This is a genomic window from Enterocloster sp. OA13 (assembly GCF_022440595.1).
GTDB classification, from domain to species: domain Bacteria; phylum Bacillota; class Clostridia; order Lachnospirales; family Lachnospiraceae; genus Enterocloster; species Enterocloster hominis.
This window is the reverse complement of sequence record NZ_JAKNTF010000001.1, coordinates 3,876,208-3,899,911: the sequence shown is the minus strand read 5'-3', so window position 1 is coordinate 3,899,911 and position 23,704 is coordinate 3,876,208. Positions and strand designations below refer to the sequence as shown.

Annotated in this window: 21 protein-coding genes and 4 pseudogenes; 18 read left to right on the top strand and 7 right to left on the bottom strand. The window is 40.2% G+C overall.

The window, feature by feature from the left end:
• Nucleotides 1–3 precede the first annotated feature (3 nt).
• From MCJ35_RS17300 to MCJ35_RS17275, 6 genes and pseudogenes are all read left to right on the top strand, one after another.
• Nucleotides 4–345: a DUF5688 family protein gene (locus MCJ35_RS17300; protein ID WP_034577765.1), complete on the top strand. Its 342-nt coding sequence runs from the start codon at nt 4–6 to the stop codon at nt 343–345.
• Nucleotides 346–350: 5 nt separating this feature from the next.
• On the top strand, nt 351–590 hold the full coding sequence (locus MCJ35_RS17295) for a DUF3847 domain-containing protein (protein ID WP_008718712.1): 240 nt from the start codon (nt 351–353) through the stop codon (nt 588–590).
• A 170-nt stretch (nt 591–760) separates the two neighbouring features.
• A pseudogene (gene mobQ, locus MCJ35_RS32580) lies at nt 761–1,669 on the top strand (MobQ family relaxase); the annotation flags it as partial.
• Between the two features lie 974 nt (nt 1,670–2,643).
• Entirely contained in the window at nt 2,644–3,564 is a 921-nt protein-coding gene (locus MCJ35_RS17285) for an RsiV family protein (RefSeq protein ID WP_008718707.1), read from the top strand.
• An 894-nt stretch (nt 3,565–4,458) separates the two neighbouring features.
• On the top strand, nt 4,459–4,857 hold the full coding sequence (locus MCJ35_RS17280) for a hypothetical protein (RefSeq protein WP_025486222.1): 399 nt from the start codon (nt 4,459–4,461) through the stop codon (nt 4,855–4,857).
• A gap of 14 nt (nt 4,858–4,871) precedes the next feature.
• A complete protein-coding gene (locus MCJ35_RS17275) occupies nt 4,872–5,096 on the top strand; it encodes a hypothetical protein (protein ID WP_008718703.1) in 225 nt (74 codons plus the stop codon).
• Here MCJ35_RS17275 and MCJ35_RS17270 read toward each other — a convergent pair.
• Nucleotides 5,089–5,328 (bottom strand): helix-turn-helix domain-containing protein, encoded by a 240-nt coding sequence (locus MCJ35_RS17270; protein ID WP_008718702.1) that lies wholly within the window; start codon nt 5,326–5,328, stop codon nt 5,089–5,091. The two genes, MCJ35_RS17275 and MCJ35_RS17270, sit on opposite strands and share 8 nt — an antisense overlap.
• Nucleotides 5,329–5,827: 499 nt before the next feature.
• Between MCJ35_RS17270 and MCJ35_RS17265 the strand changes: the two genes are divergently transcribed.
• The 5 genes from MCJ35_RS17265 to MCJ35_RS17245 are packed head-to-tail and all read left to right on the top strand — an operon-like array spanning nt 5,828 to nt 10,550.
• Nucleotides 5,828–6,685 (top strand): hypothetical protein, encoded by an 858-nt coding sequence (locus MCJ35_RS17265; protein WP_025486225.1) that lies wholly within the window; start codon nt 5,828–5,830, stop codon nt 6,683–6,685.
• A 55-nt stretch (nt 6,686–6,740) separates the two neighbouring features.
• Nucleotides 6,741–7,436, top strand: coding sequence for a hypothetical protein (locus tag MCJ35_RS17260; RefSeq protein WP_025486227.1), 696 nt, complete (start codon nt 6,741–6,743; stop codon nt 7,434–7,436).
• Between the two features lie 14 nt (nt 7,437–7,450).
• Nucleotides 7,451–8,311, top strand: coding sequence for a hypothetical protein (locus tag MCJ35_RS17255; protein ID WP_034577770.1), 861 nt, complete (start codon nt 7,451–7,453; stop codon nt 8,309–8,311).
• A 21-nt stretch (nt 8,312–8,332) separates the two neighbouring features.
• Complete coding sequence (locus tag MCJ35_RS17250; RefSeq protein ID WP_051400678.1) at nt 8,333–9,850, top strand: transglutaminase domain-containing protein; 1,518 nt, start codon at nt 8,333–8,335, stop codon at nt 9,848–9,850.
• A 34-nt stretch (nt 9,851–9,884) separates the two neighbouring features.
• Nucleotides 9,885–10,550: a hypothetical protein gene (locus MCJ35_RS17245; protein WP_008718692.1), complete on the top strand. Its 666-nt coding sequence runs from the start codon at nt 9,885–9,887 to the stop codon at nt 10,548–10,550.
• A 102-nt stretch (nt 10,551–10,652) separates the two neighbouring features.
• Here the strand turns inward: MCJ35_RS17245 and MCJ35_RS17240 are convergent, their stop codons facing one another.
• Nucleotides 10,653–11,366 carry a DNA-methyltransferase gene (locus MCJ35_RS17240; RefSeq protein ID WP_034577771.1) on the bottom strand — a complete coding sequence of 238 codons (714 nt, stop codon included), beginning with the start codon at nt 11,364–11,366 and terminating at the stop codon, nt 10,653–10,655.
• Complete coding sequence (locus MCJ35_RS17235; protein ID WP_025486229.1) at nt 11,363–12,340, bottom strand: DNA cytosine methyltransferase; 978 nt, start codon at nt 12,338–12,340, stop codon at nt 11,363–11,365. The genes MCJ35_RS17240 and MCJ35_RS17235 overlap by 4 nt, the downstream gene beginning before the upstream one ends.
• A gap of 484 nt (nt 12,341–12,824) precedes the next feature.
• On the opposite strand from MCJ35_RS17235, the gene MCJ35_RS17230 reads away from it, so the two are divergent.
• From MCJ35_RS17230 to MCJ35_RS17210, 5 genes are all read left to right on the top strand, one after another.
• Nucleotides 12,825–13,220, top strand: coding sequence for a hypothetical protein (locus tag MCJ35_RS17230; protein WP_008718684.1), 396 nt, complete (start codon nt 12,825–12,827; stop codon nt 13,218–13,220).
• A 229-nt stretch (nt 13,221–13,449) separates the two neighbouring features.
• A complete protein-coding gene (locus MCJ35_RS17225; RefSeq protein ID WP_025486232.1) occupies nt 13,450–14,127 on the top strand; it encodes a hypothetical protein in 678 nt (225 codons plus the stop codon).
• Between the two features lie 75 nt (nt 14,128–14,202).
• A complete protein-coding gene (locus tag MCJ35_RS17220) occupies nt 14,203–14,688 on the top strand; it encodes a hypothetical protein (protein ID WP_025486234.1) in 486 nt (161 codons plus the stop codon).
• Between the two features lie 1,312 nt (nt 14,689–16,000).
• Nucleotides 16,001–16,141, top strand: coding sequence for a hypothetical protein (locus MCJ35_RS17215; protein ID WP_155858480.1), 141 nt, complete (start codon nt 16,001–16,003; stop codon nt 16,139–16,141).
• Nucleotides 16,142–16,603: 462 nt separating this feature from the next.
• Nucleotides 16,604–16,972 carry a hypothetical protein gene (locus MCJ35_RS17210; protein ID WP_240299587.1) on the top strand — a complete coding sequence of 123 codons (369 nt, stop codon included), beginning with the start codon at nt 16,604–16,606 and terminating at the stop codon, nt 16,970–16,972.
• 140 nt (nt 16,973–17,112) lie between these two features.
• Here MCJ35_RS17210 and MCJ35_RS17205 read toward each other — a convergent pair whose 3' ends face one another.
• Nucleotides 17,113–18,294 (bottom strand): hypothetical protein, encoded by a 1,182-nt coding sequence (locus MCJ35_RS17205; RefSeq protein ID WP_025486237.1) that lies wholly within the window; start codon nt 18,292–18,294, stop codon nt 17,113–17,115.
• A gap of 213 nt (nt 18,295–18,507) precedes the next feature.
• On the opposite strand from MCJ35_RS17205, the gene MCJ35_RS17200 reads away from it, so the two are divergent.
• Nucleotides 18,508–19,689 (top strand): ISL3 family transposase, encoded by a 1,182-nt coding sequence (locus tag MCJ35_RS17200; RefSeq protein WP_120058845.1) that lies wholly within the window; start codon nt 18,508–18,510, stop codon nt 19,687–19,689.
• A gap of 241 nt (nt 19,690–19,930) precedes the next feature.
• Here the strand turns inward: MCJ35_RS17200 and MCJ35_RS17195 are convergent, their stop codons facing one another.
• The 3 genes and pseudogenes from MCJ35_RS17195 to MCJ35_RS17185 form a co-directional block, all read right to left on the bottom strand.
• The gene (locus MCJ35_RS17195) at nt 19,931–20,797 is read right to left on the bottom strand and encodes an IS3 family transposase (RefSeq protein ID WP_025486239.1); all 867 of its coding nucleotides are present in this window, start codon (nt 20,795–20,797) and stop codon (nt 19,931–19,933) included.
• A gap of 364 nt (nt 20,798–21,161) precedes the next feature.
• Nucleotides 21,162–21,659, bottom strand: a pseudogene (locus MCJ35_RS17190) (transposase); the annotation flags it as partial.
• A 115-nt stretch (nt 21,660–21,774) separates the two neighbouring features.
• Nucleotides 21,775–23,177, bottom strand: a pseudogene (locus MCJ35_RS17185) (IS1182 family transposase).
• 88 nt (nt 23,178–23,265) lie between these two features.
• Between MCJ35_RS17185 and MCJ35_RS17180 the strand changes: the two are divergent.
• A pseudogene (locus MCJ35_RS17180) lies at nt 23,266–23,635 on the top strand (TnpV protein).
• Nucleotides 23,636–23,704: the final 69 nt, after the last annotated feature.

Genomic DNA, 23,704 nt, shown 5'->3' with positions numbered 1-23,704 from the left:
ATCATGAATAATTATCAAAAAGAACCAGATTTTAAAATATCTAAAGAGAAAGCCAGAACTGCACTTAGAGCAGAATTAATAGATTACGTGATAAATGAAGAAGCATTAAGAAATATTCCACATGAAAGATTTTTGAATGATGCAATCGTGGCTGTATGGGATCATGGTGATGGTTTTACATGTCGAATCCACAATAATGATTTATCGGTTTTGAAAATGACGCGGGAAGAAGTATTGTCTCTTGCAAAGCAAAACACAGATATAGGGATGAAAAAATCAGAATCACAAAAAATCGGTTTTACAGAGCCAATTCAAGATCATAAACCACATCATCACAGGAGATAAAACACATGACGGAACTGGAAGCACTACAACAAAAACACAGAGAAGAAGCCGCCCGGAAACGGGCAAAGTTAAAGGAACGGAAAGCCAGAGCCCACAGGCTAATCGAGCGTGGAGCAATCCTTGAAGCCGCAATCAATGAAATCTGTCCTGCCGAATCTTTCACTAATGCTGATATCCAGAAAATTATCTATTTCGCCATTCTTTCCCCCGCAACCGCAGACTACATATCAGAGTTGGGACGTTGATTCCCGCTCTATTTTTAATAAAAAGGGCGCACTTATTACCAGCCCGCTTCGCTAAACTGGTGTGCGTCCGCTGGAAGCCCTTGCAGGGGGCTAAAAGCAAAAGACCAAGAACCAACAGTGCCGAAAGGCACATAATCAAAACCCAATACAAAGGAGTTGACACATTCATCATGGCAATTTACCATTTGTCAGTCAAAATAATAGGACGTAGCACCGGCAGGTCATCAGTAGCAGCCGCCTGCTATCGTTCCGGGGATACAATCACAAACCAATATGATGGGATCACACATGATTACAGCCGTAAATATTGGATTGAACATACAGAAATCTTACTTCCAGACAATGCACCGGAATCTTTCAAAGACCGTTCTACTCTCTGGAACTCTGTTGAACTTGCAGAAAAATCCGGTAATTCCCAACTCTCAAGAGAGGTCGAACTTGCTTTACCGAGGGAACTCACCTTAGAACAACAAACCGTCCTAGTAAGGACATACATAGAACAAAATTTCACATCACAAGGGATGTGTGCAGACGTTGCAATTCACAATCCACCCGTCACAGATGGTCATGGAATCCCTCTTGATTCTGCCGGAAATCCTACCCATAATCCAGAACAAATGGTTTTTCAAAATCCGCACGCACACATCATGCTTACCATGCGTCCACTTGATAAAGATGGTCAATGGGAACCCAAGTATCAAAAAAGCTATCTCTGCCGAAAAGACAACATAGAAAAATCAATCCCTGTCACCGAGATTAAACAGGCAGAAGCAGACGGATGGACAAAGCAATATCGTTATCATGTAGGAAAGAAAAAAATCTGGCTCACTTCTGATTCTGCCGCTAAGAAAGACTTGAAACGTGTTGACAAACAGCCAAAATCCGTGAATGTTCCGAATCCCATCATAGCAGATTGGAACTCAAAAGACAGCTTAAACCGTTGGCGTGAATCCTGGGCCAGTATGTGTAATCATGCTTTAAAAGAGAATGGAATCAATGAGCAAATCGACCACCGATCCTACGAATCACAGGGAATTAATAAAGTTGCGTCTGTTCATCTCGGCCCATCGGCACATCAGGCAGAGAAACGGGGTGTACAAACAGAATTAGGAAATCTCAACCGGGAAATTGCGGAGGACAACTATTTCCTCAATCAATTTAAACAGCAGATTGAATCCATGGAGAAAGAACAGACGGAACAACTGGAAAAGCTATCCTCCAGGTTAGAGGGATTAAGGGCACAGTACATAGCATCCGCCTATCAGCAAATTATGTTGTCGGCTACCCTTGCCAGTGAGCAGGACCAGACCCAGACACAGCTTGCAGTTGCCGCAGCCATGGCGAAAGGAGCAGAACAATTATTAAAAGTCCTTGAAACATTGGAACAGACTTTAGCAGTAAAACAACAGGAACTTGAAACTTTAAACCCTATTCAGATGAAGAAACGTAAAGAGTTAGAATCTGAAATCATAAGCACAGAGAAGAAGATAAAAGCTGTCATGAACCGTCTGGATGAAATCAAATCAGCTTACAAGCCGGAAATGTCTGTCCCTGTTTCTACTTCTGAATCCGTAGAACAGAAAAGGAAACGGATGCGGACCCTAAAAGAAATCCAAGCTCAAACCTATAAGGAATTTTATTCTTTGGTGGAGGAAAACAAGGAGAACATGGCAGAACTCCGGGCTTTAATCAGTAGGAAGCGGAATACTTATGATATCCACACCGAGGTTAAGTTAAAAGAACATTTTGCAGATAAATTTGAGAAATCAATACTAACAAAGGCCAGGGAGCAGGCCCCAGAACTGCCGGAGATAAACAATACCGGAATTAAAAATACTAAATCTCACAGGAGATAACGTTGCTGTAACGGCAGCGCTTTTTCTATGTTCAGGATATAAAAGGGTAAATAAGAAATCCGTGGTTTTCTTCAAACCCATTCATTATTTCATTGAAAGACATATGTTCCCATGGTAAAATTATCTTCAGGAAAGCATGTACGGCCAGAATTGAAATTCGCCAGAGTTTGTAAGAATAAATAGAAAGGGCTTCTTGTATGAAAAAGTTAATCAGGATATTGAGTGCAACAGTTGGAATAAGCATTATGTTTACAATGAACTCATTTGCAGGTACTTGGTGGAAACATGATAATGAAGAAAGTGATACATATACATGGAGATATATGAACAGCAATTCAATCCAGCCAGAGGGCTGGAAATGGATTGATGGAAATAAAGATGGTATATATGAATGCTATTATATAAAAGATGAAATAATGCAAGAGAATATACGGATTGATGGGAGAGATATCAATGGTGACGGACAATGGACTGTAAAAGGTGTGATCCAGCAACGGACATTGCCAGATTGGATAAAAATCAGACCAAAAGAAAAAACAAACTTAGATGGGAGTTTATACTATCCTGAGGTTTCTTATTTACAAAAGAGAGAATGTGTTTCAAAAACAAATGATATCATATCCAAGTATATTGATGATGTGATAAAAAAGAATACAGAAGATATGAAAGTAAATGAAGTCGAATACGATTTTATTTTAAATGATGAGGATATATCCAGGCAAAAATATATTAGCCTGACTTTCGATAATTTACTTTATCATGATAAGGCGACTCATAACTATAATATCCATGCCTATTATACAATTACTCCTGACAAAGGAATACTAAAAATCAGTGATATTGGAGGCAAACAGCTAAAGGATGACATTGTAGCATCTGTTAAAAGAACTTTGAAAGCCAGAAAAGACAGCCATGAAGGAATAATCTCAGCTGATCCAGAAAGTATAAATATATCATTTGATAAGGACTGGCTGCTCTTAGAAGATGGAATCCACATTCTGTTCGAGGAAGCTACGATTGCTCCATACGCTGCTGGAGCAATTGATATAATAGTACCTTATGACGAAGTTAAGGATTCCTTAAACAGCTACGGGAAGGGATTGATTGATTCAAATTAAGCGGAATAGATGATAGAAATTAGTCTGAAGCGTTACTATAATGGTAGCGCTTTTTCTATGTTCAGGATATAAAAGGGGGCATAAGAACTCGCTACGCTCCAAGAAAACACCCCCCTCTTGTCAGCCATGGATATTGTGGAAAACTCAAAAAACGAGTTTACGCACAAAATCCATAGCTGTCAATTCACCCCCTGTTTTCTTAAAACTCATTCATTCCTTTATGAAAAAACTGGAGCAAACTATAAATTCTCTCCCAAAATCCCATGCTGGCGATAGCAATTCAACTATTCTTACACCCGCATCCGCTAAAAACAACCCTCTTTTTAAGCCGTTGCCTTTGGGCAGGCCCCCAAACAAATAATCAATAGATTCTAAAACATTTTCTCAATAATCAGATAATAAGCGCTTTTCTGAAATGTGTCTGATTCTGGTAGATGTTCACGGATTTTTGTCCTATTTATGATGTATACAAAAAACAGGTTCGTTAAAATCAACGGCTCTTATACGGAACCAATATATTTATAGGAGAAACTTCTTTGTTTACATGCTATTCCCAAATATAAAAATAGTCCTGTCTTTCATCTTTGTATAGGTTGCACAGGCTCTTGAAAAGTCAATGTTCTTTTTGCCCGGACTTACTCAAATGAAAGATTCCGGCTTTTTTAAAAATTGTCTGGTTCATTATCCAGCGGACAGTCCCCGGCCCTATCCGGGTACAGCACAATCAACGGCGTTCATCATGATATCGCCCATATACATTAGGCACTTTCCATGGATCTATATCAAATTGCACAGACCAAAATCGGAATTTTCAGCGGTTCTTCCGGCTGTCCTTAGTCTCTTTAGGGTAGTAAAATTAGAGTGGCGCCACTATATTTTAAGGAGAAAATGCCTATGGAACGATATGATTTTACAGTCAATACTGATATGGCCGGGAGCGTCCCGGAAGAACTGGACAGGTTGACTAACAAAGAAATGATTGCAGTACATGAAGCAATCCAAAGAATCAAACAGGATACAGAGACAGAGGAAACCATAAAACAGATGGAGTGGTTTGACAATGCAATTCTCCCAATCCTTAAAACATATGCAGAACGGACTTCATCAATCCTCGACATTGAACGGGACAGGGAAACTCTCATACAAGCCACGCTCCGCAATCCTGTTGGGCTGGATATATCAAGTGAAAGTCATTGTTTGTATATGGCGATTATGTCAGCCGTACATATTTTGGTTGATAATGAGGATGGTGATCCTGTGCTTGTTTTAACATTTGATTTGAAATCATCTTGAAGGAGAACGTATTTATGGATATGAAAGATAACCGCAACCTAATAATCTCAATCCTGTTGAATCTGTCAGCCGTCTTGTTGACATCAACACTGTTTTTATTCTACAAGGTTATGATTGCTACATGGCTTAACAGCGACTTAAATAATGAAAATCTTAACTTGTACAGGGATAAAAAAGAACTATTGGAGAAATTAGAAGCACAAAAAAAGCAGGAAGTACCAGAGCAACTTCCTACTTGAAAAATTCGGAAATATCAACATCAAGAAATTTTGCCATGGCAACCAGTTCAGAAGCAAAGACGTTAGCTAGGTCGTGCTCCAGCTTATAATACCGCTGCTTGTTAATGTCCAATCCTTGCAACTGTAATTCGCGGATCAGGTCATAGGCCCGGATACCTTTGGCCTGCCTGATCCGTTTAATATTTGCACCAACACTAATCCTATTGTCGGAGCGGATTTTAATTTCGTTCATACAGTCATAAACTCCTTGATTTTTATAAGGTAATGGTATACTATAAAATCAGCAATCGGGTATCCGTATAGCTTACTAATGGGTTGAAAGATGGTATGAAGAACAATGAAGCGGCGATATATAGTATTGGTAATGATTCTGGTATCATGCACACTTTCAGCATCACACAGCCCACCAAAGCGCATCCAGCCTGACCTAGGCCAACGTTTCCGTATCTGGCGTGCTTTCTCAATGACAGGTGGAGACTATACAGAGTGCAGCATCTGGGTAATACAATGCACAGAAGATACAGACACGGAAAATATTTTCAACGAAATCCGGGCTTTTCACGACAGGTTAAACGGCGTACATGAGGAATTGACAATCCATCTTTTCAGAAACAAGGTTGATTTAGAAAATCATGTAGAGATAGCAATAAAAACATTTTATAAAGATAAAACTGATTCAGTCACAGAATCGTCTTATAAGTAAACAATTTACAAATCAGGAGGAAAAGAAGATGAAAAAGAAATACTATACTGGTATAATGATGGTAGCTGTTTCAATGGCAATTACAGCTTGCGGAGGTGGTTCCAGTAGTCCTAAAAATGAGAGAGCCGAACTTGCCGCAGAGCTGGAGAAGGAACTAAGCGCAGATGATAAGGCGGCAATCAAGGAGGCACAGACAGAGTTAAAAGGGGAAGATAAGAAGAAAGTTAGCAACGAAAGTGTTGACTTGAATGATGTTGGAATCCAGCTAAATGATGTCGATCCTTATAGTAATAATATTTTTGAAATGTTTGGATTGGATAATGATTTTCCTAAACCTGAACCAGATTTTTCTTATAATGTAAAGTATTCCACAAAAGAATATAAGATTGATGAGAAAACAGGGAAAAAGCCTGAAGGGATAGAAAGCTATAATTGTTATTCCCAAAGAGCCTATTATTCGGATTATCTAACTCAAATTGAAGAATATGTTTTAAGTAAACACCCGGAGGCTTCCGTACAATCTAAAGATGATCCTACGGGAAAGCGAGATAGAATTTATTATAAGTATGACGATAAGACGTACACAATAGTAACTCTTACGTGGGAAGATGGACTTACTAAAAATGAGTATAGTATTACGAGAGTTCCTTATGAGCCATTAGAGGTCGAAGACAAGATACGCTGGGTCAACTATAAAGAAAAGGACGGAATTAAGAATGTCAAAATACAAATTGGAGAAATGAATAATGATCCAGAAGTATCATATTGTTCTACCAACCAACCAGACCTTCCATATGATTTACAAGAAGGTGAAGTTGTAAAGGTCCAGTATGATTCTTTAAGTTTGTATTCATTGAAATATGTCAACTCTGTTGAAAGAAAGTAATGAAGCATGTAATATCTGATACTTAGAAATCCCATATATGAAGGAGAGATTAATCATGAGAAAATCAATCACAATACTACTATCCGCAGCAATCATGGCGGCAACCATGAGTATGACAGTATTTGCCGGAGAATGGAAACAGAGCAACGGACAATGGTGGTATCAAAACGATGATGGCAGTTATCCCAAAGACGAGAGCCAATGGATAGACGGAAACGGAGACGGTATTTCTGAAAAATATTATTTCGACAAAGACGGTTGGCTTTTAGTCAATACCACTCATTACGGAAATCCGATAAATAAAAACGGACAAGTCATTGACCCATATTCAGGGGAAGTGCTTATACTGGATTCCAACGAAGAAAAAAGTATTGTTGGAGTATTCTTCGAGAATGGGACTGTTTATGATTATCTCCATAATGGCGATGCGCCGGGAAAATGCATCTGTATTATGCCGGTTTGGACTAACAACGTAATGGACGGAACCTATCGACTGACAGTGGATCAAGAAACAGGAGTTCATCATTTTAGATGGGTATATACATTCCAGTATTTGGGAAATAGTCAAAATTTAATTGCTGAAATCAAAGAGGGTTTCGGAGATAACCTTGTGATTAGCTTTGATGGGAAAGACACAATCACTATTCAGGATGGTTCTGAAAAATCAATCTATATCCGCCCGGAATATGGGGATATGGAAGAAAACGCAGAAGAAGATAATCTTTACTTTTCATATTGGAACATTGAATAGGGAGGGGAAACAGAATGATAAAGAAACTATTAACACTTTTAACAGCCGGAATACTGGCCGTGAGCATGAGTATAACAGCATGGGCCGATGTAGTACCTCCGCAAAGTAGCATAAGTCTTGATTTTGCTGATTATGGACAAATATGGACATATGTAGATCCAGAGCATACATATAGAAATAGTCAGATTTTAGTAAATGGGACAGTTGTTTATAATCAGTGGGTGCAAAAGAAAAGTGCTGATACTGATTGGATTTATTGGTACTATTATGATTCCAATGGACAGCTTTTAATAAATGGAACTGCACCAGACGGATATAAAACAAACGAGTTTGGAATGTGGGACGGCTGTGAGGCATACCATGAACAAATGAAACCAGCGAATCCATATCCAGATAAAATATATCGTACTTCTCAAGAAGGGGCGAATATTGGTTTTTGGTTTGATGAAGAAGGATTACCAATTTATGAACCCGAAACTCATTTAGGCGTAAATTGCACTATACTAGATACGCAGGTGGGGACATTTAGATTTCCTAGTTCGCAAACAAATGTAAATCCGGTCGATCATTATGTTTTAGTATATGGAGCAACAAGAACAGTAGCAGATAATGAAAAGTTTCAAGAGGCATTTCCTTTTACAGTTCTAGGTGACCCTATTCGGTATAATCTTGAATATGACAAAGCATATTCTTTGGATTTCACTGGAAACAATATGACAGCCGATGAACTGTCAAGATTTTGTCTGGAAAATGATATTATAATAAATATTTCTGTCATAGATGAAAATGCCGCAAGTGACGCAATAAGGACAGGTTTTGAGACAAATGTTTATTATGCAAATTCTGCTAGCGTAAAGACTGGAGAAATAGGATAATTATTAAGGAGAACAGACATCATGAGAAAGAAAATATTAGTTCCAGTGATTGCCGGATTGACAGCTTTAGCAATGAGTATGACAGCCTATGCCGCCACGGCACAGGATATAATCAACAAGAATCCGGGAAGTTACACGGCCGGGACCAGCTCTGCATATGGTCCTTCTCTCAATCAGAATCAGTTAAACGCAGTAGCTCAATCCGTATCTGACTTTAAGACGAATTACATTACAGACAACATGGATAACGACCAGAAGATAAAAGCCGCTCATGATTTTTTGGTAAACAATGTATCTTATATTGACTGGAACAAGGGAGAGGGAGCTAATACCGCATATGGAGCTTTAGTAAAAGGTCAGGCCGCTTGTTCAGGATATGCCAGGGCATTTAAAGCCCTCTGTGATTCTATGGATGTTTCCTGTTATTATATTCATGCGGATGCAACTGCCGGAAATCCCAGCCACCAGTGGAACATGGTGGAATACAATGACGGATTTTATTTTATTGACGTAGAAGCAAATGACAGTTCAGGATTTAATGCAATCTATCATTCTTCCACCCACCCATACACTTGTGATATGAGTCAGCTTCCTGCTATCGGTTCAAAGTCAGGACAGAGTACCGCAGAAACACAGGGGCAGATTGTAACCGAGGGGTGGCAACAGGATGGGAACGGATGGTGGTATCAGAACGCGGACGGTTCCTACCCCCAGAATGCATGGAAAGAGATCGGCGGCAAACAGTATTATTTTGGCAGTGACGGTTATATGCTTCATGATACAGACACACCGGATGGGTATAAGGTAGGCGCGGACGGTGCGTGGGTACAGGAAGCAAATAATGAGGCCCACTCCCAGAATACGAATGAACAGGTCAACTATGTTGTGGATTCCAACGCGTTGGATCAAAACAAGGCGGCCGGATGGTTTGACGACAATGGCAAAAGGGCTTATAAAAAAGAAAATGGAGAGTATTGCCGCCTGGAATGGGTGAGAATCGACGGCAGAGATTATTATTTTGATATCGAAGCACATGTGGAGTGGGAATTAGAACCGTTATCAACTAGAAACAGGCAGGAAAAGTCAATCATTTCTGATTTAAGGGATGAACGGGCGAGAGGAAAACAGCCGGGAGCAGACTGGCAATCAGATACGCACGGCGTATGGTATAAAAAGGGGGATGGACATATAGCTAATTTCTTTGCATGGCAGAGTAATGTTTTAGGTGGTGAAAAGAATTTTGGATTTTCTCCACGATACTTAGAATTAGATGGTATAAAACAGAAGAATTTATTTTATATCCGTGATTTAGCAGCGTGTTTTGGTGTGTATACAGCTGAATATCTCAAAGAACATGAACCGCTTCGTTACGCAGGGCAGGATGGAAAAACAGTATTTTCAATTTTTCCAAGTGGAAGTGTCCAGCTTAATCACAACGATGATACATATTCGTTAGGAGGAAAGGAAATGCTCCCACAGTTATATTGGGACGCTGTAGAACAAGGCGAAATCCCTGAGGAGTTTCAATTTGTAAACTAAACTAAAATTCAAATTTAAGTGGAGGAACAAAAATATGAAAAAACAGTGGAGGACAGCTTTAACAGCAGTCGCATTAACAATCGCTATGAGTATTACGGCTTTCGCAGGAAATCTTACATATCAGGTTACTTCTGGCAATACCGGTAAAACGACTACATGGATCAATCCATATACAGGACAAAGTATGGTGATACCGGTAGTCACTATGGATGCGAAAATCACTTTAACAGGTGACAGCGGACAGCCGATTACAAATGATTATAACAAGGACAGTTCCCTGCTGGCCTATGATGGTATCATGGCTGATTTTAGTGTTTATCCGACACAAGAATTGGATATGGCAGAAATCATGGACAGATTAAGCAGCAACCATACATCGTCACCATGGGACGGGCAAGTCCCGTTTCCGGAAGAATGGGTTTGCTTTGTAGGTGATGATAGCATGATTCCTGATGTAGCTTTTTATGTAACCGCTAATCCGGATTCAATCAATGAAAATTCGGATCAGATTGCAAATGAAGGCTGGAAACAGGATACCAACGGCTGGTGGTGGCAGAATAATGATGGCTCCTATCCTGCCAATGAATGGAAGTGGATTGGCGATAAATGCTATTATTTTAATGGCAACGGTTATATGCTTTCCGATACTATAACACCAGATGGATTCAAAGTAGGCGCAGATGGCGCATGGATTCAATAGTAATTTATATCAAAGATTTGCGCCCTCTCCACCGGGGGCGCATTTCCATTTTACATCCGCTTTCAATCCAGTTTATAAGCAACAAAAAAGGGCTATCTGCCCTTATACCTCTAATCGTTCTATTGTATCCTGTATCCGTTTCTGTGCAACCTCGAAATACCCCTCATTAATCTCATAGCCTATATATTGCCGCCCTAACTCTATACAAGCCACAGCCGTAGTCCCCGAACCAATAAAAGGGTCAAGAACTATATCCCCCGGTCTTGTACTGTTTTCGATAAGCATTTTAATGATGTTTAAAGGCTTAATCGTAGGGTGCGGATATGTCTGCTTATCCAAAACATTGATTGGCTGATGAAATACTGTTTTTGCTGTCCCGTATGATGTAGGCTGGCAATATCCCCCCTTGCGAAAGTAAAGACAGTACTCTTTATCAGATAGGTATTTGTTATTGCATGTCGGTGGAGGATTCGTTTTCCACCAAATCAGTATGTCGAAGGAGCAGCCTAGTTCCCCCACAAAGTAATCCAGATAATCCGGTATCTGTGCCTTGTTGCACCAGATATAACAATTAATCCGTTTCATAACGCGCACTAACTCCGGGAGTACATCCGGGTCCATACCAGTGTCAAGGCTGTTTTCTTTTAATAAGTTATTGACGGGCTGAATTGACCGGGTTAGCCGGGAATGTCCTCCTGCCCTGGTGCTTTTAATAAGATAAGGCGGGTCAGTCATAATCAAATCAATGGATTTATCCGGGAGCTGTTTTAGGCCCTCTAAACAGTCCAGGCAGTAGATTTTATCAGTTTCCATCATATCACCTGACCTGGCTCGTCCTGGACGTCCTCAAACACATCTGTTGCCATGATCTGCTTTGCGATTGCTTTCAAGACAGGAACTGCAACGCTGTTCCCCAACTGCTCATAGGCTCGTTCCTCTTTCACCGGAAAAATGAAATTGTCCGGGAATCCCATGATTCGTTTGCATTCATCCGGTGTTAATCTCCTGACCCGTCCATTGATATAATAACTTTCGGTTCCCCCTGCCGGACCTCTGGCAGAAACAACAAAAGTAGGTGATAGGCCCTTGACACTGTAAATCCTCCGTCCCTGTCCTATGCTGCCTATGTAGCCCATCCGGTAAGTATCATGTACTCTCTCTGTAATATCCGGTTTATAAAAGACAATATCCGGCCTATCTATGTAATAGTGTTCGTCCACTTCCTGATTCAAAAAATCCTCAACAGCGATATTACTTTCAAAAGATTCAGGGAAAGAAAACTTTGCTTTCAGATCCTTACGGAAACATACAAAGTAAATTCTTTTGCGGATTGTCGCACAGCCATAATCACTTGCCTTCAGAACCTCGCACTTTACATGATAGCCCAGCTTCTTTAAAGTTCCTGTTATGACCTTTAGGGTGTTTCCGCCATCATGACGGGTCAGATTAGCCACGTTCTCTAAAAAGACAATTTCCGGCTTATGATACGTAATAATTCTGGCAATCTCAAAAAACATAGTACCCCGTTCGTCTGCAAACCCTCGTTGCTTTCCAGCAATTGAAAACGGCTGACAGGGAAAGCCGGCGCATAGGATGTTAAATGGTGGAATATCTTTCGCTTCAATTTTTGTTATATCACCGTCTGGCATATCGCCATAGTTAGACTGATAGGTCAACCGGGTATTTTTGTTTTTATCACAGGAAAAAACACAAGTACCTCCCACACTTTCCAGTGCTTGTCTAAAGCCGCCTATCCCGCAGAATAAATCAATAAAAGTAAATTGTTTCATGTATCTTACATCTCCTTGTTTTTTCTAGGAAAATTCCTATAAAAACATGATGTAAGATTGAGTGCTGGGAAAAGGCGTAATTGTGCTTGAATGTTCCAAAATGTATTCAATTCAACATATTTTTTAAAAAATATGTTGACAGGCAAATGGTATGGTGGTAGAATATAAGTCCATCATGTAGATGGAATGAAAAATTAATTTAAAGAGTTGGCCAACTCATTATAACGAACACCAAAAAACCACAAGGTAAAAGGTAAGTAGTTATAGGGAGTTGGCCTTTTTGTGTCCCAAATTGCACATTGAAAACTGAATCAGTCGCAACACCGATGGTCCGAAAGGCCCTGTACCGGAACTACGCCCGGCGGTTTAAGGAATAAATGGCGGCGAACTCGTAAAACACTCATTTCCCAAGCGGGAAGAAAGGAGAACGGTGGAATAGGCGTTAAGAATCACAAAAAACTTTGATGAAATAAGGAGAAAATCTATGAACTATATACTTTGTATACCGGATATAAGATTTGCTACATATGAAGATTGTGAGCACATTAACCAGATTATGGAACGGCTGCAAAAACGGAATATCATCCATATGGAATCAGAACCAACGTATTATAAGAATTATAGTGCGCCGGATAACTGCCGAAAGTATCGGTTCTACTTTAACTCAAAGATTACTGTCTTAGAAGTTAACAGAATGGAAAAAGCGATACAAGGTGCATATGCTGATAAGAATGATTACTCAGCTATGTGTAACTGTAAATATTATTTTGGAGAAAAAGGATGTATCACCTCTCTTAGCGATTATTTGCAGGCATTAAAACAAGAACAGGAACAGTTGAAACAAATTAAAGCAGCAAGGGAAACGGAGTTTGCCGCTTGATAAAATGTTAGATAGATAAACTCCATTGAACCACTCCAAACTGCCGGGAAGTGGATATTCTATACTGGCATGAGTGTTTACATAAATATCAAACAATATAAAATCGAAAACTGAATAGGAGCTGCAACCCCAAAGGAACTAGATAAGGATATTGACAGAATAAGCAAGAGCGGGAATCCACAGCCCCATTACCAAATAAATATTATGAACAGAAAAAGGAGAATTTTACATGAATTGTGCGTGTGTATATATTTTCAAGAATGAGGATGACAGAAAGAACATTGAACTGTACCAGAAGTTAGCGGAGCTGATAGCAAGATTTGAGGGAGAGCTTGATCCATACTGCCTTGCCACTTCAAAACGTGAGGTCAAGTTTATGAGGGATTATGATGAAGCAATGCTTTCTAAAAAGGAACGCAGGGCAGCTTTTAATCAGGATCGTAAGGTTATAAAATCACAGTTGAAAATGTTGAAAGAGATTTATAAACACGCTGGTTTTGATATTTCAAAATATGAAGCTGTTTATAATAGTGATAATAGTTCCAAGGAATTGGAAGGATTGTGGAATGAGCTTTGTACCTGGTTTGAAAAGGCATTTTTCTGTGATTATGATTATGACACTCTATGCGGGCTGTCAAATGCTTTCAGAGCCTATTGCAGTACATACAAAGATTGCTATTTCAAAACCACAAAGGGCGACATCTTCATGTGGGTATCTGGAAAGTATCACCACATGAATGATGAAACACTTTTGGAGATGGCAAAAACCCCAGAGGAAAAGGAACTGGTTTCCAAAGTGATGATTGGATTCCCTGCACGCTATGAGGATGACGAGTGGTTTAAGGATATGGAGGAACCAAAACTTCCTACATGGGAAGATATATATGGAACAGACGTAGCAGTTTAATTAGATGGAACAATTACCGGGCTGTCTGCTAAGGGGCAGCCCATAACACCAAAATGAAAAGGAGATTAACAAAATATGTTAAAAAAAGAATATACAATTGATGAATTAATGAAAGCAGAAAACGATATGCAGAACTTTGTTGCAGACAAATTTTTACAGTATGTAAGTGATGATGAGAACCGCAGATTTTTAGCAAAAGAATATAAGACATTGAATCCAAACAGGATAAAATATCTGGTAGAGGACGCAGCGGAATTTGCAGGTTGTGGAATGACACAAGGGGAAGTGGATACGGACGCATTTCAACATATATTTGATGGAATTAAATTCAGCATTGAAGATATATTAGGATATATAGATGACCCACAGGAATTCAAAAATTATTTCAAAATAGAGTTATATCCGCACATATTGAATTTTGAGAACTTAAACGAAAACAGTGTCAGAGTCTTTGCGGAACGTGAGTACGTTAAGCCAATTATGAAGAAGTACAAAGAGATCCCAGGGTATGATTTCAAGACAGCCATAGAGGATATGACCGAATTGATGAAAGCCGCTTAAACGGATAGATGATTGATAGCCAGATAGCCTATGTGGGCCGTCTGGCTATTTTTTTGTTTAAAAATCACCGGGCATTGATACCGTTAATGAAAACAATATAGCACCCCAAATTATAACAGAACGAAGAAAGAATGTCATACCAGTAAGACATATATTTTTGTGCAGATTCCCAGCTGTACGACCCAATAAAGGGATAGTATAATATAATCAGAGATTGAATTAATCCTGATTACTTTATTCCCATCCCTCCGGTTCCGTGTCTGTTGTCCAACCGAAAATAGAATAAAGTAATAAGCTTGCAGAGCCGACAGGGTTTAAGATCCTGCCGGCTCTGTTTCTGTATCTGTCCCTACTCTATCCAATTATACGAAGGACGAAAAAGGAAAGAAAAAAATCTGAAACAAGTCAAAAACAACGTATCTACAAGGTTTTATGAGTATTGCAGATAGATTCTGTATCCGTATCTAAGGGAAAGGTTGTATCTGAAAACAGGAACGGAAACAGAAACAAAACCAGAATCAGACACATCTAAACGTCTAAAATGCTGAAATAAAAAAGTCTATTTTAATCTGGACAAAAGGGTGGTTTTCATTCGCACCTGAACAAGTAGTGTTCCCATAGCACCGGTTCCGTGTCTGTTGTCCAACCGAAAATAGAATAAAGTAATACACTGGCAGAGCCGACAGGATTTAAGATCCTGCCGGCTCTGTTTCTGTATCTGTCCCTCTTCTATCCAATTATACTAAGGGCGAAAAAGGGAAGAAAAAATCTGAAACAAGTCAAAAACAATGTATTTTCAAGGTTTTATGAGTATTACAGTTAGATTCTGTATCCGTATCTAAGGTCAAATCTGCTGATGAAAACAGGAACTGAAACAGAAAAAAAACCAGAATCAGACACATCTAAACGTCTAAAATGCTGAAATAAAAAAGTCTATTTTAATCTGGACAAAAGGGTGATTTTCAATCGCACTTGAACAATAATCTTGTTCCCATCCCACCGGCTTTAACTCAATGTTCCGGTCGAAAATAGAATAAAGTAAAATCAAGCAGAAGTATCAGGACTAACAATCCCGGTACTTCTGCTTTTTGTTTTCCGCCTTTTCTTTCCAACCAATTTCTGCCGTTTGCCCTGTGTTCACTCTCTGTTTTCAAAATAGAGAAAGAGCAAATAGGAAAGAAAAATAGAAAAGGAAAACACCCGGAAACAACGTATTTACAAGGAAAATTCAAATACAAAACCAATCCAAACAAAACTCAACCTGTTTTTGTTCCTGTTCTTTGGCTGTGACAGTCTCAAATGATGTGGCTGCATGAAAGCCGGAAAAAGAGCAGAGAAGAAGGCAGAAAAAACACATCTGTATTTCAAAAATGATAATAAACCCGAAAAAAAAGCCGGGAAAAGAATGGGCTATTTTGGGTGGGACAAGAGGGCGGATTTTGATTGCACTTGAACAAATCTATCCCATTCCCACCGGCACCCAACCAATCATCCGGCCCAGAATAGCATAAAGTAATCCGACTTTTCGCAGAGTCAGCAGGATTTTTACAATCCTGCTGACTCTGCTTTTTTCATGCTTTTGGTTTCACTTTTTTTAACCGACATTAAGCAGCCACTCAACTTTTTTCACTTTCCTGCATCTTTCCAACCTCTTTTCCCTCTTAAAGAAAGAGACCCAAAAGAGAAAAGGAAACCCGGAAAGCCTTTATTTTAAAAGAAAAAATGAAAGTGAAGAACGAAAAAGAGTTATGGTGATAAGGTTGGTGATTGCGAGTGTGAGTGGCAGAGAGCAGGAAAGGCCACCGTTGCGGTGGCTGAAAAGGGAGAGGGAAAGAGGGAAAATCCGTACTGAAAAATCAGAAGTAAGAGGGAAAGGGAAAATAGGCTTTTGGTGAGGGCTGTTTTCGGTGGGATAATGAGGTGGTTTTGGATTGCACCTCGACATAATCAGCCCACAAAAATCAGCACAGATATTGATTGGCAAACCGATATTATTTTTGCTGAGGAAACCGATATTCCGGCTTGGATGGATTTAGTCTATCTTGTCGTTGATGGTTTTCCATACCTAAAGGAAGCTGAATATTTGGAGCAGCTAAAGCGATATATTCAGAAAAAACAGGTGCTGATTATGAAAGATGAAACTATTATCATCGGCGCAATGGCTTTTAACAATGAAATAGGGAGTATTGATTTTTTTGGGATACACCCGCAATATCGAAAAATAGATATTGCGAAAGCCTTTTTACAAAAGGCATGGGGTGAGCTTTTCTTTGTCACGCAATAGGGGTTGAAAAATCCTGTATTCATGCGGCTTTGCAAAGGCATAATGAGGGGAGGTAAGGGTTTTATACTTATACCCCTCAAAATGGCATTCTATTGCGTAACAAGCGAGTGTATTTTACTTAAGTTATATACTATTTACAATTATAACGGTTTTACTTGTAAAGACTCTACCCCTAACCAACGTGACAATACATTCGATATTTTTGTAGTTTCCGAAACAAGGGACAGTTTTAGCTGCTGATAATCCATACCATTAAAACAAGTTTCGACTAATCCAAAAAGCGGCTTACTTTTATCTAAATATGCTGGGGCAATTATGGCAATCTCATTTTTGTCAACCAGTCTGGAATGCATAACACAATTTCTAAATGTTCCATTTATGTAGGGTGCATTCTCAATGTCCAGATCTTCAAAATAGTTCGAAATATCTTGTGTCATTAGCTTATTCTGAATAAAATGCTGCTGTAAATCTTTCAATTTATGTATGGAATAGTAATACGCAATATAATTAACTTTAAGCCACCAACCGTAATCATCATTTTCATAAGAGTTAAGAACGTATAGAAGAAAATTTATTGTAGATAGAATATGCAATAGATAAAGCGTAGTTGCTTTCCCATCCTCTCCCCTCGGAAAAAGTGAGGACTTCACATTTGTGTTGTAATCTGTATAATGGTATTGTACAGTACTCCTTTTTGTGGCTATTGACACTGGTGTGTCAAAGTTTTCAAAACCAGACTGAATAGACCCAATTATTTGTCCACATTTGTAGGCATATTCATAGCAATCTCTACCCGTTTGCTCGTCCAAATTAAATTTATCTGGTGAAGTAAAATATGCGTCAGCAACTTTTTCAATACTCTTTTTTAATAAACGATTGTCCTGCAATAGATAGTAACTGTATTGTGTATTTCCGACTACTCGTTTATTTGCGTCAGTGTATATTCCAAGATTCTGATGAATATTCCAAGTTTTCATAAACCCAAACTTAAGCATATTTTTAAAAACTTGGTCTTGTAAGTAATCAATATTCAACAACATTTTCTTTGATTTACCGTATCCATCTTCAAAGATTTTAAGCTTTAGACGAACGTCCTTTATTTGCAGAATGTCAGATTCCTGAAATAAGTCCTTGTCAGATGCCAAAATTTCTAAAGCAGACATAGTTGTCAACGAAATGTAAGGTATTATACCAAATGCGGTTACGCCATCTTTTTGTAAAGATGATACTAAACTGCAAACTGTTTCACAATCATATTTTAGTTGCAACAAGGACAGATAATCACATAGTGATTTGGGTATATCATTTTTACCTATTTCCATATTCTTGCTCCTTTGTCTGCCAAAATTCTTTTACTAAATAGTATCAGATTTTGATTCAAAAGGCAAAGAAAAATGGTTCTATACTGAATGTTGGGGTGTGCTGAAAAGCACACTTCCAACATTCTTTTGATTGTAATAAAATACATCTATAAGAAGCCTCCCAAACCCATTATTCCGACCAAAGTTTAATGTTATGGAGGTGACCCCTTATAGATGTACCCTAATTATACCAAGGCTTTCCTTAACTTGGAAGGTGTTTTTATTAAAAAAGTGGTTCAGGCAGACTCTTTCATTAAAATTTTCATCCAGTCCCAACCGGTAGAACAGACTTGCCCCTGCTGTGGGGCTAATACAAAACGGATTCATGATTACCGTTTACAAGAGGTCCAGGACATTCCCTTACTGGGAAAACAAGTTATCCTGCTCCTTCGCAAACGCCGCTACCTCTGCCCATACTGCCGCAAACGGTTCACGGAACCCTATTCGTTCCTCCCCAGATACCACCGCAGGACCCGCAGGCTGGCATTTTACATTGTCTCCCTGCTCCGGCAGACCTTTTCCTTAAAACAGATCGCAGAGCTTACCGGTGTTTCCGTCCAGACGGTCTGCCGCCTTCTGGACACGATTTGCTATCCTCCGCCTGACCAGCTTCCGCAAGCGCTTTCCATTGACGAATTCAAAGGCAATGCTTCTACCGGTAAATATCAGTGCATTCTGGTTGATCCGAAAAAGCGCAGGATCCTCGACATTCTCCCGGATCGGACCCAGAGCCATCTGGCTGATTATTGGCGGAACATTCCCAGGAAAGAACGCCTGAAGGTAAAGTTCTTCGTCTGCGATATGTGGCGCCCCTACACCGAACTTGCACAGACCTTCTTTCCAAACGCTACAATCATCGTGGATAAATATCATTTCATCCGGCAGGTGACATGGGCGATTGAAAATGTACGCAAACGACTGCAGCGGTCCATGCCGGTTTCTCTGCGTAAGTATTATAAACGCAGCCGGAAACTCATTCTGACCCGCTATAAAAAGCTGAAGGATGAGAACAAACAGGCCTGTGATTTAATGCTTCACTATAGCGAGGATCTACGTCTGGCACACCGGATGAAAGAGTGGTTCTATGATATCTGCCAGATGGAAGCGTATCGTCAGCAGCAGAAGGAATTTGATGACTGGATTGCGAATGCACAGAGCTGTGGGATCAAGGAATTTGAAGCCTGTGCTAAGACCTACAGGGCCTGGCGAAAAGAAATCCTGAATGCCTTTAAATACGGGTTGACAAATGGTCCCACAGAAGGATTTAACAACAAGATAAAGGTATTAAAACGGAGTAGCTATGGAATCCGGAATTTCAAACGGTTCCGAACCCGGATACTTCACTGTACATCATAGGATAAAAAGGTCGGTAATGCGGAGGCTTATTTGGCATGCCCAAAATCAGTAAAACCTGGAACTAAACATAAAAAGGGCCCTTTTCATAGAATTGGGGCGGGATTTTACAAATCCCACCCCAACTATTGACAAAGAGCCAGAAAAAGACCACATATCAAAACAGTATGTGGTCTTTCTGCACCCTGTATGGCAGCTACCCTATATTCAGTTTGTTGTGATACTGTTTTATGAGTAGCTGCCTTTATGCCACCTTTTTTAGTTCCTCATCCTCCTTCTGCTGAGGTGTCATATAATGAATGGCACTGTGAATCCTCTTTCTGTTATACCAGGATTCTATGTATTCAAAGACTGCCCTCCGGGCTTCCTTGAAGTTTTGGTATGTATGCAGATAGATTTCTTCTTTCTTCAATACTGAATGGAAGGATTCAATGCATGCATTATCATACGGATTCCCTTTACGGCTGAAGGAATGGATTATTCCTTTTCCAGACAGGTAATCCTCAAAGGCCTGGCTTGTGTCTTGACTGCCAAGAGTGCTATGAAGGATAATCCCTTTTGTGGCTTTTACGTTCAGACAGGCATTCTTTATGGCTTCTACAGCCAGATTGGTAGTCATGGAAGTTCCATAGGCATAACCAATAATCTTGCGGCTGCATGAGTCCATCACGGAGGCCAGATACGTCCAGCCTTCTTTTAATACATGAATATGGGTGATGTCCGTGCACCATTTCTGGTTGATGGAGGCCGCTTCAAAATTACGCTTAAGGATGTTTTCCCTGTCATCCGGCACCTTGCCGTTATTCGCATGGTGGCTGTACTTTTTTACCACAACAGAGCGGAGTCCCTGTATCGCCATATGCCGCTGCACGCGTTTCAGGTTGCAGGCAGTCCCATAATCATTTAGGGAACGGCAGATCCCCACTGCTCCATACCGATACTTCGATTCATCAAATGCCTGTTTTACCTTCTGGCTGAATGCGGTGTATTCCTGCTGGCGTTTTGAAGGTACACGAACCAGAGTTTCGTAGTAGGTACTCCGGGGGAATTTCAAAGCACTGTAAAGCTGGGATACGGTATCGTATTCAAGGTTATTCTGGATAAAAGTCACAATCTCGGTTATTGTTCTTTTGCGAATATGGTGGTCACTTTTTTTAATATTTCATTTTCGATTTTCAGGCGCTGCATCTCCTTCTGCAAAGCCTTGTACTCCTTGATTGTAACGGTCTCGTTCTCTGATACTTTGATGGGGAGGGATGCTTTACCCAGCCGCTGAGAGTACTCCGATTTACGTCATATTCACATTCTGGTTGTGGAAACGAGGTTCCTCCGGCATTGTACAGATTCACGATTTGCTGTTTGGATTCCGGAGTGTAGTGTTTTTGATTCTTCACCATGTTGAATATCTCCTTAACTCTTTCAATTGCTATTATAGGCTGTTCAACTTTTCGTGTCCATACTTATATACTAACACCAATATAAAGCACCGGATAGACATCGGAAAGGGGGCGGTTCTGCCAGTCTTCAATCTGGGGCAGAAGCTTATCCGTCACATCCGAAATGAAGCCTTCGGAGGCCTCGAAGCAGTAGATATCCTCCAGTGTTTCCGAAATCTGCCGTGTTGTCATCCCTTTGGCGTACATAGATATGATCTTCTGATCGATATCAGAAATATCTTTCTGGCGTTTCTTTGCCACCTGTGGCTCAAAGGTGGGGTTACGGTCCTGTGGGACTTCGACTTTCATGCTTCCATAGCTGCTATTCACCTGTTTGGTTTTATAGCCATTGCGATAGTCATCACAACCGGAACGTTCTGACTTGCGATAGCCAAGGTGCTCGTCCATCCCGGATTCCATCATCTCTTTGATGGTACCGTCCAGTAGATTTTTGAGCGCATCCCGAATGTCCTGGGCAGATTCAATCTCATACTCCTCAAGAAGCTGCCGGATGATGTTTCGCTTTCCATCGGTCATTTACACTTTGTGTACAGATTTCTTTTCTCTTGCCATAATAAAAAGGCCTCCTATAATTTTTATTTTATCATAAAAGACCTTATACATCTTTAATTACAGAAAAACTTTCACAAACTCAAATTTTGAGTGGATTCCCTTCTTCCAGGAGTCCCCATTTTGCCTTTAACTTCGCCAGTTTTTTTAGATTCATGCAGGCAAATGTAAGCCCGGTTTTCATTTCCATTCGGGCTGTTCCAAACATCTGTGTATACCGGAATCCATGATTCTCCTTTGCACTTGCGAATACTCGTTCAATGGTTTCTTTTCTTAGCGGATATAAATCTTTCATCCCAAGTGTATGACGGATTTCCTCACATATTTCCATGTATGGCTCCCATATGTGGCGTGCAACAACCTTTACATGGTCCCTGCTTTGGGTACATTGTGTAAGGTATGGACAGCTTACGCAGACACTTCCACAACTCTTATATTCCCGATATCCATCACGGTTGGTTGTACGGTAGGACAGTACCTGATTGTTTGGACAGATATAGCAATCGTAATACTCATCATAAACGTATCCATACTTCTTGAAGAACCCTTCTTTTGTCATGGGACGCCTGTAGGGCAGGAGCGGCTTGCTCCCATCATCAATCAGAAGCTTTGCTATACTGGGGGTTTTATATCCTGCATCGGCTATCAGTGTCTTTACCCCAATCCCCTTTATCCTGTCATACAGGGACTTAAAGGTCCTGCTGTCATGATGGTTTCCTGGATGAACGCTATACCCAAGAATCCAGCCATTCCTATCACATGCGGTCTGTACTGCATAGGCAGATACACTCTTATGTTCCCCTTTGCGGAACCATCCACTTTCAGAGTCAGAAGTACTTGCTTTAATTGTTTTTTCTCCCTTTCCGCCGGATGGCGGGTCATTGTCATCATCCTTTTTTTAAAGCGGGCGTTTACCATGTGCTTCACGGTCTTCATTGATTTCCTTCTTCAGCAGATTCTCAAAGAACAAAGCCTCCTCCTGGGCAATGCGTTTCTGCATCTTTTTATTGTTTGCCCTGGCTTTTAACATGGGTAGAATCCACAAAGACCTCACTTGGGTCTATCAGTTTGAATTTATAGCATTCCTGCAATATATGGGAAAATATCTGCTCAAAGAGGTCGGTATCCTTAAAACGGGCGGGTGTAGTTTTTTCCGAACGTTGAGAAATGAGGGACCTTATCCATCATTTCAAGGCCAAGGAACCATCGATAAGCTACGTTCACTTCAATTTCCTTTACGGTCTGACGCATGCTTATGATGCCATACAGGTACTGTATGAATGGAAGTTTTATCAACATGACAGGATTCATGCTGGAGCGGCCGTTATCAGGGCTGTACCTGTCCACTACAAGGCCATAGATGAAGTTCCAGTCAATCGCTTTATCAATAATCCGTAGAAGATAATCCTGGGGAACCAGGTCATCCATACAGAACATCTGGATCTGTCCTCTTTTCTTGTCCTTATTATGAGTCATCATAGAAATATCCCACCTTCCTTTGATACTTCCATTATATCAGAAAAGAGCTATAAAATCCCGATAACAGGAGGCTTTATAGCTCTTTTAAAGAAAAATCCGAGGCGTGAGCCTCGGGCTTTGTCGACAGTCTGAAGGGGATTATCTTATCCCCTGCCTTACACTACCAGCCGAAAAAGAAAACAAAGTTATTAGTGTTTGGGGGCAGCGTCACAAACGCTATCTGCAAGAGCAGAAAAGGGCAATTTACACCACGCTGCTTACAAGTGGTAGACTGAACAGCTATCTTGCTGATATTGACGAGCAGGCGGGAGGATATGTTTTCTCGGCTGGTAAAGGAATATGCCGACAGGCAAGGTGTGACAGAGCAGTTAAAGGTTGAAAATGCTATGGAGTGGGTTGGAAGAATGAATAATATACAGGCGTGTGTGAGGGGGATTGTGGAAAGAAAAATGCTTTTCTTGTAGTAGCAAAAGCAGCAGGGGGGAGGGGGCATAAACCTTGCTGCAATATACATATATGTGACATTCTTGATA

Bases quoted from the DNA above. Each gene is read 5' to 3' on its own strand.
- MCJ35_RS17250 (WP_051400678.1), top strand. From the start codon at position 8,333: ATGAGAAAGAAAATATTAGTTCCAGTGATTGCCGGATTGACAGCTTTA.
- MCJ35_RS17300 (WP_034577765.1), top strand. From the start codon at position 4: ATGAATAATTATCAAAAAGAACCAGATTTTAAAATATCTAAAGAGAAA.
- MCJ35_RS17200 (WP_120058845.1), top strand. From the start codon at position 18,508: ATGTACCCTAATTATACCAAGGCTTTCCTTAACTTGGAAGGTGTTTTT.
- MCJ35_RS17235 (WP_025486229.1), bottom strand. From the start codon at position 12,340: ATGAAACAATTTACTTTTATTGATTTATTCTGCGGGATAGGCGGCTTT.
- MCJ35_RS17265 (WP_025486225.1), top strand. From the start codon at position 5,828: ATGAAAAAGAAATACTATACTGGTATAATGATGGTAGCTGTTTCAATG.
- MCJ35_RS17260 (WP_025486227.1), top strand. From the start codon at position 6,741: ATGAGAAAATCAATCACAATACTACTATCCGCAGCAATCATGGCGGCA.
- MCJ35_RS17295 (WP_008718712.1), top strand. From the start codon at position 351: ATGACGGAACTGGAAGCACTACAACAAAAACACAGAGAAGAAGCCGCC.
- MCJ35_RS17220 (WP_025486234.1), top strand. From the start codon at position 14,203: ATGTTAAAAAAAGAATATACAATTGATGAATTAATGAAAGCAGAAAAC.
- MCJ35_RS17280 (WP_025486222.1), top strand. From the start codon at position 4,459: ATGGAACGATATGATTTTACAGTCAATACTGATATGGCCGGGAGCGTC.
- MCJ35_RS17240 (WP_034577771.1), bottom strand. From the start codon at position 11,366: ATGATGGAAACTGATAAAATCTACTGCCTGGACTGTTTAGAGGGCCTA.
- MCJ35_RS17245 (WP_008718692.1), top strand. From the start codon at position 9,885: ATGAAAAAACAGTGGAGGACAGCTTTAACAGCAGTCGCATTAACAATC.
- MCJ35_RS17255 (WP_034577770.1), top strand. From the start codon at position 7,451: ATGATAAAGAAACTATTAACACTTTTAACAGCCGGAATACTGGCCGTG.
- MCJ35_RS17275 (WP_008718703.1), top strand. From the start codon at position 4,872: ATGGATATGAAAGATAACCGCAACCTAATAATCTCAATCCTGTTGAAT.
- MCJ35_RS17215 (WP_155858480.1), top strand. From the start codon at position 16,001: ATGAAAGCCGGAAAAAGAGCAGAGAAGAAGGCAGAAAAAACACATCTG.
- MCJ35_RS17270 (WP_008718702.1), bottom strand. From the start codon at position 5,328: ATGAACGAAATTAAAATCCGCTCCGACAATAGGATTAGTGTTGGTGCA.
- MCJ35_RS17210 (WP_240299587.1), top strand. From the start codon at position 16,604: ATGAGGTGGTTTTGGATTGCACCTCGACATAATCAGCCCACAAAAATC.
- MCJ35_RS17205 (WP_025486237.1), bottom strand. From the start codon at position 18,294: ATGGAAATAGGTAAAAATGATATACCCAAATCACTATGTGATTATCTG.
- MCJ35_RS17225 (WP_025486232.1), top strand. From the start codon at position 13,450: ATGAATTGTGCGTGTGTATATATTTTCAAGAATGAGGATGACAGAAAG.
- MCJ35_RS17285 (WP_008718707.1), top strand. From the start codon at position 2,644: ATGAAAAAGTTAATCAGGATATTGAGTGCAACAGTTGGAATAAGCATT.
- MCJ35_RS17230 (WP_008718684.1), top strand. From the start codon at position 12,825: ATGAACTATATACTTTGTATACCGGATATAAGATTTGCTACATATGAA.